The sequence below is a fragment of the Serratia sp. CY33802 genome (assembly GCF_052169095.1).
Classification (GTDB): domain Bacteria; phylum Pseudomonadota; class Gammaproteobacteria; order Enterobacterales; family Enterobacteriaceae; genus Serratia; species Serratia bockelmannii.
Genome location: NZ_JBJNLL010000006.1, coordinates 1 through 15,846 on the forward strand (window position 1 = coordinate 1; position 15,846 = coordinate 15,846).

10 protein-coding genes and 2 pseudogenes are annotated in these 15,846 nt (G+C 60.2%); 3 read left to right on the forward strand and 9 right to left on the reverse strand.

What is annotated here, in order from left to right:
- The 4 genes and pseudogenes from ACJ8HA_RS17565 to pdhR form a co-directional block, all read right to left on the reverse strand.
- Positions 1 to 124: pseudogene (locus ACJ8HA_RS17565) on the reverse strand (pirin family protein); the annotation flags it as partial.
- Positions 111 to 956, reverse strand: a pseudogene (locus tag ACJ8HA_RS17570) (biotin/lipoyl-containing protein); the annotation flags it as partial. The pseudogenes ACJ8HA_RS17570 and ACJ8HA_RS17565, both read right to left, overlap by 14 nt.
- Before the next feature lie 13 nt (positions 957 to 969).
- Positions 970 to 3,633: a pyruvate dehydrogenase (acetyl-transferring), homodimeric type gene (gene aceE / locus ACJ8HA_RS17575; RefSeq protein ID WP_025304233.1), complete on the reverse strand. Its 2,664-nt coding sequence runs from the start codon at positions 3,631 to 3,633 to the stop codon at positions 970 to 972.
- 165 nt (positions 3,634 to 3,798) lie between these two features.
- Positions 3,799 to 4,563, reverse strand: coding sequence for a pyruvate dehydrogenase complex transcriptional repressor PdhR (gene pdhR / locus ACJ8HA_RS17580; protein WP_004937490.1), 765 nt, complete (start codon positions 4,561 to 4,563; stop codon positions 3,799 to 3,801).
- Positions 4,564 to 5,194: 631 nt separating this feature from the next.
- Between pdhR and ACJ8HA_RS17585 the strand changes: the two genes are divergently transcribed.
- Positions 5,195 to 6,571, forward strand: coding sequence for an amino acid permease (locus ACJ8HA_RS17585; RefSeq protein ID WP_025304234.1), 1,377 nt, complete (start codon positions 5,195 to 5,197; stop codon positions 6,569 to 6,571).
- A gap of 63 nt (positions 6,572 to 6,634) precedes the next feature.
- Here ACJ8HA_RS17585 and ACJ8HA_RS17590 read toward each other — a convergent pair whose 3' ends face one another.
- From ACJ8HA_RS17590 to ACJ8HA_RS17600, 3 genes are read right to left on the reverse strand one after another with little or no spacing between them, the layout of a single operon-like run.
- Positions 6,635 to 7,870: a c-type cytochrome gene (locus ACJ8HA_RS17590; RefSeq protein ID WP_442515421.1), complete on the reverse strand. Its 1,236-nt coding sequence runs from the start codon at positions 7,868 to 7,870 to the stop codon at positions 6,635 to 6,637.
- Positions 7,867 to 8,421 (reverse strand): (2Fe-2S)-binding protein, encoded by a 555-nt coding sequence (locus ACJ8HA_RS17595; RefSeq protein WP_025304236.1) that lies wholly within the window; start codon positions 8,419 to 8,421, stop codon positions 7,867 to 7,869. The genes ACJ8HA_RS17590 and ACJ8HA_RS17595 overlap by 4 nt, the downstream gene beginning before the upstream one ends.
- The gene (locus ACJ8HA_RS17600) at positions 8,418 to 11,207 is read right to left on the reverse strand and encodes a xanthine dehydrogenase family protein molybdopterin-binding subunit (protein ID WP_164064272.1); all 2,790 of its coding nucleotides are present in this window, start codon (positions 11,205 to 11,207) and stop codon (positions 8,418 to 8,420) included. The genes ACJ8HA_RS17595 and ACJ8HA_RS17600 overlap by 4 nt, the downstream gene beginning before the upstream one ends.
- A gap of 208 nt (positions 11,208 to 11,415) precedes the next feature.
- Between ACJ8HA_RS17600 and ACJ8HA_RS17605 the strand changes: the two genes are divergently transcribed.
- Together ACJ8HA_RS17605 and ACJ8HA_RS17610 are read left to right on the forward strand one after the other, a co-directional pair.
- Positions 11,416 to 12,000, forward strand: coding sequence for a nucleotidyltransferase family protein (locus ACJ8HA_RS17605; RefSeq protein WP_049204219.1), 585 nt, complete (start codon positions 11,416 to 11,418; stop codon positions 11,998 to 12,000).
- 8 nt (positions 12,001 to 12,008) lie between these two features.
- Positions 12,009 to 13,061, forward strand: a complete 1,053-nt coding sequence (locus ACJ8HA_RS17610) for an XdhC family protein (protein ID WP_442515422.1) — start codon at positions 12,009 to 12,011, stop codon at positions 13,059 to 13,061.
- Here the strand turns inward: ACJ8HA_RS17610 and ACJ8HA_RS17615 are convergent.
- Positions 12,985 to 13,851 carry a helix-turn-helix domain-containing protein gene (locus tag ACJ8HA_RS17615; protein WP_049296235.1) on the reverse strand — a complete coding sequence of 289 codons (867 nt, stop codon included), beginning with the start codon at positions 13,849 to 13,851 and terminating at the stop codon, positions 12,985 to 12,987. The genes ACJ8HA_RS17610 and ACJ8HA_RS17615 overlap by 77 nt on opposite strands.
- A gap of 150 nt (positions 13,852 to 14,001) precedes the next feature.
- Positions 14,002 to 15,648, reverse strand: coding sequence for a class I fumarate hydratase FumA (fumA, locus tag ACJ8HA_RS17620; RefSeq protein WP_025304241.1), 1,647 nt, complete (start codon positions 15,646 to 15,648; stop codon positions 14,002 to 14,004).
- Positions 15,649 to 15,846 lie beyond the last annotated feature (198 nt).

The following is a 15,846-nucleotide window of genomic DNA, read 5'->3' on the forward strand; positions in this document are numbered from 1 at the left end:
TGTCCTGATGTTCCACCGTGCCGCTCAGCACGTAGGTCAGGATTTCCATGTCTTTATGCGGGTGAGTACCGAAACCCTGCCCTGCATCGATCATATCTTCGTTGATCACCCGCAGCGCCTTCCACTTCGAACACCATGATCAGGGAGCCGGTTTTCACTTTGTCGCCGGTCGCGATCTTGATCTCTTTCACGGTACCCGCGAACGGCGCTGGCACTTCCATGGAGGCCTTGTCGCCTTCCACGGTGATCAGAGACTGCTCGGCGGCAACCTTGTCGCCCACCTTAACCATCACCTCGGTCACTTCGACTTCGTCACCGCCGATATCCGGCACGGCGACGTCTTTGGCCGCAGAGGCCGCAGGCGCTGCAGCGGCGGCAGGAGCTTCAGCCGCAGCCGGGGCCGCAGCAGAAGCGGCGCCAGCCACTTCGAACACCATGATCAGGGAACCGGTTTTCACTTTGTCGCCGGTCGCGATCTTGATCTCTTTCACGGTGCCCGCGAACGGCGCAGGGACTTCCATGGAAGCCTTGTCGCCTTCCACAGTGATCAGGGACTGCTCGGCTTCCACCTTGTCGCCCACTTTCACCAGGATCTCGGTCACTTCGACTTCGTCGGCGCCGATGTCCGGCACAGCAACGTCTTTGGCCGCAGCGGCAGCCGGGGCAGCTGCTGCTGCCGCCGGTTTTTCTTCCGCTTTCGCCGCCGGTGCAGCTTCCGCTGCGCCTGCCGCTTCGAAGATCATGATCAGTTTGCCGGTTTCGGTTTTATCGCCGACCGCCACTTTAATCTCTTTCACCACGCCCGCCTGAGGGGATGGCACTTCCATGGAGGCCTTGTCGCCTTCCACGGTGATCAGCGATTGTTCCGCTTCAACTTTATCGCCGACCTTCACCAGAATCTCGGTGATTTCGACTTCATCTGCACCGATGTCCGGTACGTTGATTTCGATAGACATTATTCAGTACCTCTTAGGCCAGACGCGGGTTAACTTTTTCCGGGTTGATGTCGAATTTCTTGATTGCATCAGCAACCACAGAAGCTTCGATCTCACCGCGTTTAGCCAGTTCACCCAGAGCAGCAACCACCACGTAGGACGCATCGACTTCGAAGTGGTGACGCAGGTTTTCGCGGCTGTCCGAACGACCGAAGCCGTCGGTGCCCAGTACGCGATAATCGCTGGCCGGCACATAAGTACGAACCTGTTCAGCGAACAGTTTCATGTAGTCGGTAGACGCTACCGCTGGCGCGTCGCTCATCACCTGAGCGATGTACGGCACGCGTGGCGTTTCGGTTGGGTGCAGCATGTTCCAGCGCTCGCAATCCTGGCCGTCGCGCGCCAGTTCGGTGAACGAGGTCACGCTGTAGGTGTCGGAACCCACGCCGTAGTCCTTCGCCAGGATCTGCGCAGCTTCGCGCACGTGGCGCAGGATAGCGCCGGAGCCCAGCAGCTGTACCTTGCCTTTGCTGCCTTCCAGCGTTTCCAGCTTGTAGATACCCTTGCGGATACCTTCTTCCGCACCCTGCGGCATCGCAGGCATGTGGTAGTTTTCGTTCAGCGTGGTCAGGTAGTAGTACACGTTTTCTGGGTTGTCGCCATACATGCGCACCAGACCGTCGTGCATGATCACCGCCACTTCGTACGCGTAAGCCGGATCGTAAGAGATGCAGTTAGGGATGGTCAGAGACTGAATGTGACTGTGGCCATCTTCGTGCTGCAGACCTTCGCCGTTCAGGGTAGTACGGCCCGAGGTCCCGCCGATCAGGAAGCCACGCGCCTGTTGGTCGCCCGCTGCCCAGCACAGGTCGCCGATACGTTGGAAACCGAACATCGAGTAGTAGATGTAGAACGGAATCATCGGCAGATCGTTGGTGCTGTAGGAAGTCGCTGCGGCCAGCCAGGAAGAGGCTGCGCCCAGTTCGTTGATGCCTTCCTGCAGGATTTGACCTTTCTCGTCTTCTTTGTAGTAAGCAACCTGCTCACGGTCCTGCGGGGTGTACTGCTGGCCGTTCGGGCTGTAGATACCGATCTGACGGAACAGACCTTCCATACCGAAGGTACGCGCTTCGTCGGCGATGATTGGCACCAGGCGATCTTTGATCGACTTGTTCTTCAGCATCACGTTCAGGGCACGCACGAAGGCGATAGTGGTGGAGATCTCTTTGTTCTGCTCTTCCAGCAGCGAGCTGAAATCTTCCAGCGCCGGCATTTCCAGCTTCTGGGTGAACTCCGGCAGACGGGTTGGCACGTAGCCTTTCAGCGCCTGGCGACGTTCGTGCAGGTATTTGTACTCTTCGGACTCTTTCTCGAAGGTGATGTACGGCAGTTTTTCGATGTCAGCATCGGCAACCGGCACATTGAAACGATCGCGGAAGTGGTGAACCCCTTCCATGTTCATTTTCTTCACCTGGTGAGCGATGTTTTTACCTTCCGCGGTTTCACCCATGCCGTAACCTTTGATGGTGTGGGCCAGGATAACGGTCGGTTTGCCTTTGGTGTCCTGCGCTTTTTTCAGTGCAGCGAAGATTTTCTTCGGATCGTGACCACCACGGTTCAGCGCCCAGATTTCGTCGTCGGTCATGTCTTTGACCAGCGCCGCGGTTTCCGGGTAACGGCCGAAGAAGTGCTCGCGCACGTAAGCGCCGTCTTTGGATTTGAAGGTCTGGTAGTCGCCGTCCAGGGTCTCGTTCATCAGCTGAACCAGTTTACCGCTGGTGTCTTTGCGCAGCAGCTCGTCCCAACGGCCGCCCCAGATCACTTTCAGCACCTGCCAGCCTGCGCCGGAGAAGATACCTTCCAGTTCGTTGATGATCTTGCCGTTACCGGTGACCGGGCCGTCCAGGCGCTGCAGGTTGCAGTTGATGACGAACACCAGGTTGTCCAGCTTCTCGCGAGTCGCGATGGTGATGGCGCCTTTGGATTCCGGCTCATCCATTTCACCGTCGCCCAGGAAGGCGTAAACGGTCTGCTCAGAGGTGTCTTTCAGGCCACGGTGTTCCAGGTATTTCAGGAACTTCGCCTGATAGATGGCGCTGATTGGGCCCAGGCCCATGGATACGGTCGGGAACTGCCAGAATTCCGGCATCAGCTTAGGATGCGGGTAAGAGGACAGGCCGTTGCCGTGCACTTCCTGACGGAAGTTGTTCATCTGTTCTTCGGTCAGGCGGCCTTCAAGGAAGGCACGCGCGTAAACGCCCGGAGAGATGTGGCCCTGGAAGTACACCAGGTCGCCGCCGTCTTTCTCGTTGCGTGCGCGGAAGAAGTGGTTAAAGCAGACTTCATAGAAGGTCGCGGAAGACTGGAAGGAAGCCATGTGGCCGCCCAGCTCCAGGTCTTTTTTGGATGCGCGCAGAACGGTCATGATCGCGTTCCAACGGATCGCAGAGCGAATGCGGCGTTCCAGATCCAGGTTGCCTGGGTAGGCCGGTTCGTCTTCTACCGCGATGGTGTTGACGTAGTTGTGCGCTGCAGCACCGGCCGCAACGTTAACGCCGCCTTTGCGGGCTTCTCCCAATACCTGATCAATCAGAAACTGAGCTCGCTCAACACCCTCTTCACGGATGACCGATTCGATCGCCTGCAGCCAGTCGCGGGTTTCGATCGGATCCACGTCATTGTTTAAACGTTCTGACATGGTGGTATTCCTTATCTGTCTAATGGTTTGTTTGGAGCCTGTCTTCCTGTGCTCTGTGCAAAAACACACGAAGACAGGCCCATCAGTTTAGTTGCCGCTTAAGTACTTAACTAAGTACCTCGAACTTAACCCCCGCAGGCTGGTGTACCCTGAAGAGGACAGCTCTTAATCCTTGCGTTGCTGGAGACGCCGTAGCGATCTCTCGCGCCGAGTATGCTCCCGGCTGAGATCCAGCAAGATTTCCTCGATAAACGCCAAGTGGCGATGCGAGGCTTCACGGGCCTTTTCCGGCTCGCGTGCCACAATCGCCTCAAAAATTCCGGCGCGGTGGCTGCTCACTTTTGCCAACATCTCACGGCGCGAGTAGAGCAATTCAAAGTTCTGACGCACGTTCTGTTCCAGCATCGGCCCCATGCAGCGTAGCAGGTGAAGTAACACAACGTTGTGAGCGGCTTCAGTCACGGCGATTTGATACTGCATGACCGCATCGGCCTCGGCGTCGAGATCGCCGCTGTCTTGAGCCTGTTGAATCACGATGTGGCAATCGCGGATGCGCGCCAGATCTTCATCGGTGCCGCGCAGCGCCGCGTAATAGGCGGCAATGCCTTCCAGCGCGTGACGGGTTTCCAACAGATCGAACTGTGATTCGGGATGGTCGGCCAGCAGCTCGGCCAGCGGATCGCTGAAGCTCTGCCACAGATTAGTTTGCACGAAGGTGCCGCCGCCCTGACGGCGCAGGAGCAGCCCTTTCGCTTCAAGGCGCTGAATGGCCTCTCTCAGAGAAGGACGGGAGACATCAAATTGTTTCGCCAGCTCGCGCTCCGGAGGCAATTTTTCGCCTGGGCGCAGTGTCCCCTCGAGGATCAGGTATTCGAGCTGTTGCTCGATAACATCTGACAACTTGGGTTGGCGGATTTTGCTGTAGGCCATGAGTGAATTCTTCTCTGCGAATGGCGCGGAGTCAATTGGTAATACCAATTTCAAAAACGTGACGGTAAAGTAACAAAGTATTCACCTCCTGTCCATACGGGCCTTGATCGAAATCAGGTTACCCGCACATTTTAACACCCCGCTGAAAACCCCGCTGCAAACCGGTAACGCCGTGATGGTATTACCATTTACGCGATGGGTTTGGGATTTAACTTTTACCAAACCTTACGCAAGGCAGAGTGCAAACTTTTTGCCCGAGTTTTATTGCATGGTTATGACGCTTTAATGAATGGCTATTTGGCGAGCAGCGCAACGGCGGTTCGTTCATTATTTGAACGCACCCCACCGTTCAGATCTACGTTATTTTTGCGCATTATGTGATTTGTTGCTTATTTCATGCACTGAATCCCCCCCGCCGTCACACAACCCGCATTTTGTTTCCTAAACTGCTGCAATCTTAATCACTCACACGACAAAGCAGGTGCAAACCGACGCGCATAACATTATTCTCTGCCAAACGGTAGCGGCGCCGTGGAATTAATAGCTATAACGCCGTAAATAAAACAAAACACACATCGTAACCACTGCTTTACAGGCAGATGGGCATTCACAACGACAGAGGGTTAGATTGATGGATGGTCAACAGCAGGGTGACCAGCTGAAACGCGGCCTGAAAAACCGCCATATTCAGCTCATCGCCTTAGGTGGCGCAATCGGTACCGGGTTATTTCTCGGTATCGCTCAAACAATAAAAATGGCCGGCCCGTCAGTGCTTCTCGGCTACGCCATCGGCGGCTTCATCGCGTTTCTGATCATGCGCCAGCTGGGGGAAATGGTGGTGGAAGAGCCGGTCGCCGGTTCCTTCAGCCACTTCGCCTACAAATACTGGGGCAACTTCGCCGGCTTCGCCTCCGGCTGGAACTACTGGGTGCTGTATGTCCTGGTGGCGATGGCGGAGCTGACCGCGGTCGGCATCTACGTGCAGTACTGGTGGCCGGAGATCCCGACCTGGGTCTCCGCCGCGGTATTCTTCCTGGCGATCAACGCCATCAACCTCGCCAACGTTAAAGTTTACGGCGAGATGGAGTTCTGGTTCGCCATCATCAAGGTGGTGGCGATTATCGGCATGATCGTGTTCGGCGCCTACCTGCTGTTCAGCGGCATGGGCGGCCCGGAAGCCACCGTCACCAACCTGTGGGCGCAGGGCGGGTTCTTCCCGAACGGCGTCATGGGCCTGGTGATGGCGATGGCGGTGATCATGTTCTCCTTCGGCGGCCTCGAACTGGTTGGCATCACCGCCGCCGAAGCCGACAACCCGCAAAAGAGCATTCCGAAAGCCACCAATCAGGTGATCTACCGCATCCTGATCTTCTATATCGGTTCGCTGGCCATTCTGCTGTCGCTGTACCCGTGGGGCAAAGTGGTCGAAGGCGGCAGCCCGTTCGTGCTGATCTTCCACGCGCTGAACAGCAACCTGGTGGCGACCGTGCTGAACGTCGTGGTGCTCACCGCCGCGCTGTCGGTGTACAACAGCTGCGTCTACTGCAACAGCCGCATGCTGTACGGTCTGGCGCAGCAGGGCAACGGCCCGAAAAGCCTGCTGAAGGTCGACGGCCGCGGCGTGCCGGTGGTGGCCATCGGCATCTCCGCCCTCGCCACCGCGCTGTGCGTGCTGATTAACTACCTGATCCCGGGCCGTGCCTTCGAACTGCTGATGGCGTTGGTGGTGTCGGCGCTGGTGATCAACTGGGCGATGATCAGCCTGGCGCACCTGAAGTTCCGCGCCGCCAAAAACCGCGAAGGCGTGGTGCCGAAGTTCAAAGCGTTCTGGTACCCGTTCAGCAACTACCTGTGCCTGCTGTTCATGGCCGGCATCCTGGTGATCATGTACCTGACGCCGGGCATTCAAATCTCGGTGCTGCTGATCCCGGTATGGGTGGCGATCCTGGCCGTCGGTTACGCCATCAAACAGCGCAGCCAACGCGTCGACGGCGTCACCAGCCGTTGAATCCCGTGACCGCGCAATAAAATGGCCCGCAGATGCGGGCCATTTTTTTCGTCTGAACGCCGCTTACTTGCGCAGCGCTTTCACCTGCTCGGCGGTGACGTCCGCCGGCAAACCGCCCCAGGTCACCCGCAGGTAATTTACCAGTTCCGCCACGTCGGCATCGCTCAGACGCTCGCCGAAGCCCGGCATGCTCTGCATGCTTTCACCGTTCGGGAACTGCTGGGCCGGCAGGCCGTCCAGCACCGACACGATCAGGTTCTTGCCGTCCGCCTGGCGCAGCGTGGCGTTATCGCGCATCGCCGGTGCGACGTGCGGTTTGCCTTCGCCTTCGTGCGCATGACAGCCGGCGCACTGATCCAGATAGGTCATGCGCCCGGCATCGCTGCCCTGCCCCATTTTCACCGGCACCGCCGCTGGCGGCTGCTCGCCCATCAGATACAGCGCCAGCGCCTGATGGTCTTCTGGCGTCAAATGACGGGTGCTGAGATCCACCACCATATGCATCTCACTGAAGGCCGAACCCTGCGGCGCGAGGCCAGTGCCAAGGAAGCGGCTGACGTCCTGCGGTGTCCAGCCGCGCTGCGCCAGGCCGTGCGGCGTAATGTCCGGCGCCATGAAGCGGCCGAGATCGCCGCCCTGCATCGTCTTGCCGAGATCCATCTGCCCCAGCGCGCCGCGCGGCGTGTGGCATTCGCCACAGTGGCCCAGCACGTCGGCTAGATAGCGGCCGCGCTGCCATTGCGACGAGCTGCCCTGCGAGCTGGCCGGCAGCGGATCCTGGCTGCGGAACAGCAGGTTCCAGCCGATCAGCGCCATACGCTGGTTGAACGGGAACGGCATCTCGTTGGCCGGAATGGCCACGTCCACCGCCGGGCGCGTCATCAGGTAAGCGTAGATGTCATCGGCGTCCTGACGCGACATGCCCTTGTACGAGGTGTAAGGCATCGCCGGGTACAGGTGCCGTCCGCCCGGCGCCACGCCCTGCGTCAGCGCCAGGAAGAAGTCGTCCTTGCTCCAGCGCCCGATGCCGTGGTCGCCCGATGGCGTCAGGTTGCTGCCGTAAATCGTGCCGAACGGCGTGTCCAGCGGATAGCCGCCGGCCAACGGCGCCCCGCCGCTGGCGGTATGGCAGGCGGCGCAGTCGGCGGCCTGCGCCAGATAGCGGCCGCGCGCGATCTGTTCGGCGCTGGCGGTCACCTGCCGCACCGGGCCGTCGTAACGGCGGTTTTCCCGCCACCACAGCAGCGCAATCACCACGATCGCCACCAGCACAATCAACACTGCGAGACGTTTTTTCATTGCGCCGTCTCCTTCAGCAGGCCCGGCGTTTTCAGCACCACGTCGCGCACCGCTTCGTAGTAGCGCACGTAGCCGGTGCAGCGGCAGATGTGGCTGTCCAGCGCCTGCTCGATGGCGTTTTCCAGCTGTTCGCGGGCGATCGGCTCACGCTTGAGCTTTTCCACGAAAATGGTGGCGGCGTTGACGAAGCCCGGCGTGCAGTAGCCGCACTGGAAGCTGTAGTGCTCCAGAAACGCCTGCTGGATCGGCGACAGTTCAACCACCTCGCCCTGCTCGTCCACCTTGGCATGGCCTTCGACGGTACGCACTTTCTTGCCGTTGAAGAAATGCGCGCCGGTGATGCAGGTGCGCACCTCTTCGCTAGTGCCACTCGGGTGATCGACGATCGCCACGCAGGCGTGGCAAATGCCCTGCCCGCAGCCGAGGCGCGAACCGGTCAGGTCAAGGTACTCGTGCAGGAAATCGATCATCATCAAGCCTTCCGGCACCTCGATCGGGCCGTACTGCTTTTCGTTGATGGTCAGGGAAATCGGCTGGGTTTTAATGCTCATTGTAATACCTCACGAATATTTTCTGCACGAACGGGCAAATCACGGAAACGGTGGCCGGTGGCGTCGGCGATGGCGTTGACCAGCGCGGCCACGATCGGGATCATCACCACCTCCGCCATGCCTTTCGGCGGATCGGTTTCCGACAGCGCCGGCAGGATGTCGCCGCTCTGCTTCCACACCGCCACGTCGCTAGCGCGCGGCAGGTGGTAACGGTTGAAGTTCCAGGTGCCGTTGCCCGGGCCGTCTTCGTACAGTGGTAAATATTCGTGCAGCGCATGGCCGATCCCCATCGCCAGCCCGCCCTGCAGTTGGCCGGAAACCAGTTCTGGCACGATCAGGTTGCCACACTCCATGATCGAGTGGTGATTCAGCAATTCCACCTGGCCGGTGGCGATATCCACCGCCACTTCCGCCAGCGTGCCAACGGCGCTGTAGTAGGTCACCGCCGCATTGTTGCGCTGGGTCGGCGGATAATAGACCTGCCCGCGCGCCAGCGGTTTGAATTCGCCGCTGGCGTTGCGCAGCGCCATGCCGTCGACCGGCAGGCGCTCGCTTTTGCCGTTCAACGTGAAATCGGCCTCCGCCCACTGCCAGCGGTTGAACACGTGCACCGCCGCGCCGGTGACGCCGCCCATCTGATAAGCCGTCTTGGCCAGCAGCTCGAGGCTCAGCACCGACATGCCCGCCGCCGTCAGGCCGCCTTCGACCCAACGCGCATCTTCGCGCCGCACCACCAGCGGCGCCGCCTGGCCGCCGCCGATACCGGCCTGCCACAGCGCCATCGCCGCCGGCCACAGGCCGTGATCGAAGATCAGGCGCGCCGCTTCGCGGGTGCTGTGCGAGAAGTAATAGGCCGAATTGCTGGCGCTCGACGGCGAACAGTAGCTCGGCGTCCAGTTGGGGTTGGTTTGCAGCTTGTCCTGCTCTTCTTGCGACATCAGGTAAGGATCGCCGCTGGTGACCATCGGCAGTACCGACCAGTCGGTGACCGAGAAGTGCGCTTCGTCGGCCGGTTTGCCCAGCCACTGCGCGCACAGTACCGACTGCGAGGTCGACATGCCGGTGCCCATCTCCGCGCCGCTGTGATGCAGGGTGATGCGCCCGTCTTCGCTCAGCTCCACCCGGGCGAACGAGGTTTCCGCCCCGGTGCCGAAGTCTTTCTGCACGCAGCCGAAGCCAACGCCATAGCGCTTGCCGGGATAGCGGCTCTCAAACTCGGCCTTGCGTTCGGCGCGCTTGAGCCACATCTCATGCTTCGCCGCCTTCACCAGCACTTCATCGGCGCGGATCGCACCGGCCGGGATCGCCCCTTGGGTGTTTTTCATGCCGGATTTCAGCACGTTGCGCAGGCGGAACTCGATCGGGTCGATCTTCAGCTCGGCGGCCAGCTCATCCACCATCATCTCGGTGGCGGCCATGCTCTGCAGCGTGCCGTAACCGCGCGCCGAACCGGCGTCGATGGCACGTGAGGCCAGCCCGACCGACGACAGATCGCTTTTCGGGAAGTAGTAAATCGACTGGGCGGCGGTCGCGCCAACCATCACCACCGAAGGGGTAAAGTTGCTGCGGCCGCCGCCGTCCGCCGTCATGTCACCGAGGAACGACTGCATAACGCCGGTCTGGCGATTCACCGCGATGCGATAGTTCATGTCGAACGCGTGGCGCTTCAGCGCCGTCTGGAACTGCTCGAAGCGGTCATTGGCCAGGCGCACCGGGTGGCCGTCGCCGTACATCGCCGCCACTGCGCCGTAATAGGGGAAGTTGTAGTGATCTTTCGAGCCGTAGCCCACGGTGTAGCACGGGTGCAGGATCAGCTGTTTCACCGGCGGGTTGCGCTTGGCCAGCATGCGCGGCATCTCGTCGGCCACTTCCTGCGGCGACTGGGTCGGCACCACCAGATGCAGGGTTTGCGTCTGCGCGTCGAACCAGCCGTTGGCGTTGTCCGGCTCCAGCGCCGAGGTATCGATCGACTGCGTGGTGTAGCGGCGTGACATCACCAGCCAGTCGGCCGGCGGGTTGGCCATCTCGTCGGCGATCTGGCCCGCATAGCGCATGCCTTCCTGATCCAGCTTGCCGCCCTCGCGCCCTTCCGGCCACACCGGCAGGTGCTTTTTCATCGATACCGGGAAGATTGGCGTGTCCTTCAGGCTGGAGAAGCGATCGTCGTCGAACGGTTGATCGCCCCCCACCCGCACATAGCGGAAGCTGCCCCAGGGATCGCGCTCCAGCGGGCCGGTGACCGCGCCGAATTTGATGGTCTCTTCACGGAATTTCAGCTTGTCCTTGGCAAAGCGGAATCGGGCGAAGTCGTGATAGATCAGGATCGCCACCGCCTGGCCGAGGTAGGCCGGGGTTTTGCCGCTCGGCAGCAGCATGTCGTCACCGTAGAACGCCGGGAAGGCCAGGCCATCGCGCGCCAGATCTTCCGCCGTCACCAGGCGATCCGGCTGCAGGTCGTCCCCCAACAGCGACAGATCGACCCCTTCGAACAGCCGGTCGGCTTTGGTGACGCGCAGAATGAAGGCGTGCGCCTGTTTCTGCGGCCAGTGCGGCATGTCCACCGCGCGGATATCGCGCGCGAACACCTTCTGCCCCATGACCTTGGCGCGGCCATCGATGCGGAAACGGACGCGTTTGGTCTGCGGATCCCAGTTGGGCGACTGGAGGATTTTTTGCTCGAACAGCGCGGCGTAGGCGCGGCTGTACAGGGGGGCGAGATACACAGACACCCCCGCAATCACGGCGCTTTTGATAAAGCGGCGCCGCGACGGGTTGAAATTGCTCATAAATAAGTCCTTCACGTCTTTCTTGTAATTGGTTTTTGTTCGCGGTGTTGTTGCGCAAACGCTGACGACCTTGCCGTAGACGTCATAAGCATATGCTTATAACTAAAATTATGTGATGATTAACAGGCTGTTTTCAACAAAAAAACATTTGCAAAACACAGGTAGTTTGTAGGCTAATAAATAATTTGCGCAAACGCGGACTTCAAGCATGACCACGGGCATTGTCATTACCGCCGCCGGACGCGGGGAGCGCTTTATCCAGGCCGGCGGCCAGGGCAACAAATTGAACGCCGGATTCGCCGATGCAGCGGGCGAGCAGCGATCGCTGTTCGAACACACTCTGCGCCAGGCGCTGGCTTCCGGCCTGCCGGTACAGGTGGTAACCCGGCCGGATAATCTGCCGGTGCTGGCAGCCTGCGCCGCCAAGCAAGTGCCGGTCACCCTGCTCGCCAGCGCGGGCCTCGGCGACTCGATCGCCGCGGGCGTTGCGGCCACGCCGCACTGGCAGGGCTGGCTGATCCACCTGGCCGATATGCCGTTCGTCGGCGCCGACGTTTTCCGACAGGTGGCGGATGCCTTACGGCAACACGCGATCGTGCGCCCCTGCTATGCGCAACAGCCCGGTCACCCGGTCGGCTTTTCCGCCCGATTGCGCAAACCGCTTTGCCAACTGCGCGGCGATAATGGCGCGCGTGAACTGCTGCAAGGCGCGGCGGTACACCTGCTGCCGCTTGAGCACCCCGGCGTCGTGCAGGATATTGATCTTCCATCGCAACTCCCGGCCAGCGAGTAAATTCACCTATGCAACATCTTGATGTCACCGTGGTCAGCCAGGCGATAAGCTGGCTGCAGCAACAGCCGGTCTGGTTATGCACCGTGCTCAGTACCTACGGCTCTTCGCCGCGGTCGCCGGGCGCGTTGATGGCCGCGACCCGAGACGGCCGCTACAGCGGTTCATTGTCGGGCGGGTGCGTGGAGGAGGACTTTCTACGGCGCGTAGCCGCCGGGGAGTATCAGGCGGCCAGCCAGGTGATCCGTTATGGCGAAGGCGGCATGACGCCCAACGTGGCGCTGCCCTGCGGCGGCGTGCTGGACGTGCTGATCGAGTATCTGCCGGCGGGAGAAGCCAGCGTCGCTTATCTGCAACGCATCGCCGGCGCGCTGGAAGGGCATCACGCGTTGATCAAACGCCTGACGCTGCCCCACGCCTGCCACAGCCTTGAGCAGAGCCACTTCACCAGCGCCACCCAGGTCGAACGCCGGCTCGAGCAGATCACCCTGCACATCGCGGCCGCGCCGCGCCTGCTGATCGCCGGGTTGTCCAGCGTGGCGCTGTACTGCGCCGACTTCGCCGTGGCGCTGGGGTTTGAGGTGCTGGTGTGCGAGAGCCGCCCGGAGGCGCTGGATAACTTCGCCGCCGAGCTGAAACCGGGCGTGACGCTGCTGCGCCAGTTTCCGGCCAAGTTCATTGAGGACGGCGGTTGCCACGCCAATACCGCCGTCGTGGCGCTGACCCACGATCCGCGCATGGACGACCTGACGCTGATGGAAGCGATCCACACCCCGGCGTTTTACATCGGCGCCATGGGCTCGCTCAGAAACAGCGCGCGGCGGCGCCAGCGTTTGCAGCAGATTGCCGAATTCACGCCGCAGGAGTTGGAACGCATTCATGCGCCGATCGGCCTGCCGCTGGGCAGCAAAACGCCGGCGGAGATCGCCCTGGCGGTGATGGCGGCGATCGTGCAGCAAAAAAACCGGCTGCCGGCCGCCGACGGGATCAGTGCAGCGGCACCACCGGCACCAGATGTTGCAGCTCCAGATGCAGCTCCTCTTTCCCGCTCAGCGAATAGCTGAATACCGTCATGTCCGGCCCGTCACCGCGGGCCAGCCCCATTTCGGGCAGTACCTGCGTGTAAATTTTAATGATGTGATCATTGAGCGCCACCGGCTTGCCGGAATAGCGAAAACGGCAAAACTCGCCGTGGATCTCCGGCAGCGGCTCCAGCGCCACGCCTTCGCGTAGCGGGTAGTCCGTCGTCACGCCCAGGGTATAATCGACCCTGACCCGCTCGCCGTCCGGCACCAGCTGGGTAAACGAATAGGTTTGTGCCGGGCGCTCACCCAACAAGGTGTAGAACTGCGCCCGAAGCGCGCTGCGCTGCGGCAGGTGCGACTTGTCCAGCTTCTCGATATCCAGATGGTACGCGTAATGTTTGCCGTGAAAGGCATATTGCCCTCTGGCGATGCTGACGCGTTCGACCTGAATATCGCCGGGCTGGCTGGCCGCCAGCGAACGCACCAGATTGCTGAAGTCCTGCTTGCGGGCATGGCGATACACGCTGGGCGATTCGGCGAAGTGCTTTTTGAAACAGCGCGAGAATGTCTGCTGATTATCGAATTGATATTCAACCGAAATGTCTAGAATGCTCTTCTGCGTGAAGCGCAAGGCGAAGGCGGCGAGGTAGAGGCGGCGAGCGCGGATATACGAGGCTAACGATAATCCGGTCTGCTTTTTGAACATGCGCTGCAGGTACCATTTCGTGTAGCCTGACTTGGCAGAAACGATATCCAACGACAGCGGATTGGTCAGGTTATCTTCAATCCAGACCAGCAATTCCTTGATGTGACTTTCCTGCGTTCCCATGTGCTTGCCGAACCTTCTGTTGCCGATATTCCATTAGTCGAATTTTAGTGCTACCCGCGTAGGGTATACAGGTTAAAACTCGACGTCCAGCAAGCTACAGGACTTTACACACTCCCCTTCACCGCCCGCGGGCGGCGAAGGGGGCAGCGATTATTTCAGACAGCTGGAGCACTGACCGGCCTGAATCTTCTGGAAGAAGTCATTGCCTTTGTCATCCACCAGGATAAACGCCGGGAAATCTTCCACTTCGATTTTCCAGATCGCTTCCATGCCCAGCTCAGGGTACTCCACGCACTCCAGGCTCTTGATGCTCTGCTGCGCCAGCACCGCCGCCGGGCCGCCGATGCTGCCGAGGTAAAAGCCGCCGTGCTTGTGGCAGGCATCCGTCACCTGCTGGCTGCGGTTGCCTTTCGCCAGCATGATCATGCTGCCGCCGTGGGATTGCAGCAGATCGACGTAGGAGTCCATACGCCCGGCGGTGGTCGGCCCCAAGGAACCGGACGCATAGCCTTCCGGCGTTTTGGCCGGGCCGGCGTAGTAGATCGGGTGATCCTTGACGTACTGCGGCAGGCCTTCCCCGCGATCCAGGCGCTCTTTCAGCTTGGCGTGCGCGATATCGCGGCCGACGATGATGGTGCCGCTCAACGACAGACGGGTGGAAACCGGGTACTGCGACAGCTGTTTGAGGATCTCGGCCATTGGACGGTTGAGATCGACTTTGATCGCCTCGCCTTCCCCGGCCTGGCGCAGCTCCTGAGGAATGAATTTACCCGGATTGTGCTCCAGTTTTTCCAGCCAGATGCCGTCGCGGTTAATCTTGCCTTTGATGTTGCGGTCCGCCGAGCAGGAGACGCCCATGCCGACCGGGCAGGACGCGCCGTGGCGCGGCAGGCGCACCACGCGGATATCGTGCGCGAAGTATTTACCGCCGAACTGCGCGCCCAGCCCCAGGTTCTGTGCTTCTTGCAGCAGTTCCGCTTCGAGTTCCAGATCGCGGAACGCCTGGCCATGCTCGTTGCCTTCGGTCGGCAGGCCATCGTAATACTTGGTCGAGGCCAGTTTGACGGTTTTCAGCGTCGCTTCCGCCGAGGTGCCGCCGATGACGAACGCCACGTGGTACGGCGGGCAGGCCGCAGTGCCCAGCGTGCGCATCTTGTCGACCAGGTAGTTTTTCAGCTTGCCCGGCGACAGCAGCGCCTTGGTTTCCTGATACAGATAGGTTTTGTTGGCAGAACCACCGCCCTTGGCGATGCACAGGAATTTGTATTCTTCGCCGTCCACGCTGTAGAGATCGATCTGCGCCGGCAGGTTGCTGCCGGTATTGACCTCTTTGTACATATCCAGCGCGGCGTTCTGCGAATAGCGCAGGTTCTCTTCGATGTAGGTGTTGTAGACCCCGCGCGACAGCGCTTCTTCATCGCCGCCGCCGGTCCAGACGCGCTGGCCCTTTTTGCCGACGATGATCGCCGTGCCGGTATCCTGGCAGGTCGGTAAAATACCCTTGGCGGCGATTTCTGAGTTACGCAGAAATTGCAGCGCAACGTACTTGTCGTTTTCGCTGGCGTCCGGATCGTCGAGGATATCGGCCACCTGCTGTTGATGCGCCGGGCGCAGCATGAACGAGGCGTCGTGGAACGCATGCTGGGCAAGCAGGGTTAACGCTTCAGGGGCAACTTTCAGTATTTCCTGGCCTTCAAACTCGCTCACGGAAACGTGGTCGCGGCTCAGCAGATAATATTCGGTATCGTCTTTCTTCAGCGGGAACGGATCTTGATAGTGGAACGGTTTATTCGACATTGATCTCTCACTTGCAACATCAGCTGCGTTAAATTCACACTTGTGGCGCGCGAGGCGGCGCCTTGTCAAAAAACTGCCTCCACCTTACGTATTTTTAATCAGTCAGTTATTGCGCCAAATCGCAAAATAACCGCTCTTTGCGTAAGGGATTACCACAGGCGGCGTTTCAACCTTGCTCGGTGAGAACTGCGGGTACAG

What these genes read in the sequence shown, in the direction of transcription:
- aceE (WP_025304233.1), bottom strand. Translation starts at nt 3,633, where the DNA reads ATGTCAGAACGTTTAAACAATGACGTGGATCCGATCGAAACCCGCGAC.
- pdhR (WP_004937490.1), bottom strand. Translation starts at nt 4,563, where the DNA reads ATGGCCTACAGCAAAATCCGCCAACCCAAGTTGTCAGATGTTATCGAG.
- ACJ8HA_RS17585 (WP_025304234.1), top strand. Translation starts at nt 5,195, where the DNA reads ATGGATGGTCAACAGCAGGGTGACCAGCTGAAACGCGGCCTGAAAAAC.
- ACJ8HA_RS17590 (WP_442515421.1), bottom strand. Translation starts at nt 7,870, where the DNA reads ATGAAAAAACGTCTCGCAGTGTTGATTGTGCTGGTGGCGATCGTGGTG.
- ACJ8HA_RS17595 (WP_025304236.1), bottom strand. Translation starts at nt 8,421, where the DNA reads ATGAGCATTAAAACCCAGCCGATTTCCCTGACCATCAACGAAAAGCAG.
- ACJ8HA_RS17600 (WP_164064272.1), bottom strand. Translation starts at nt 11,207, where the DNA reads ATGAGCAATTTCAACCCGTCGCGGCGCCGCTTTATCAAAAGCGCCGTG.
- ACJ8HA_RS17605 (WP_049204219.1), top strand. Translation starts at nt 11,416, where the DNA reads ATGACCACGGGCATTGTCATTACCGCCGCCGGACGCGGGGAGCGCTTT.
- ACJ8HA_RS17610 (WP_442515422.1), top strand. Translation starts at nt 12,009, where the DNA reads ATGCAACATCTTGATGTCACCGTGGTCAGCCAGGCGATAAGCTGGCTG.
- ACJ8HA_RS17615 (WP_049296235.1), bottom strand. Translation starts at nt 13,851, where the DNA reads ATGGGAACGCAGGAAAGTCACATCAAGGAATTGCTGGTCTGGATTGAA.
- fumA (WP_025304241.1), bottom strand. Translation starts at nt 15,648, where the DNA reads ATGTCGAATAAACCGTTCCACTATCAAGATCCGTTCCCGCTGAAGAAA.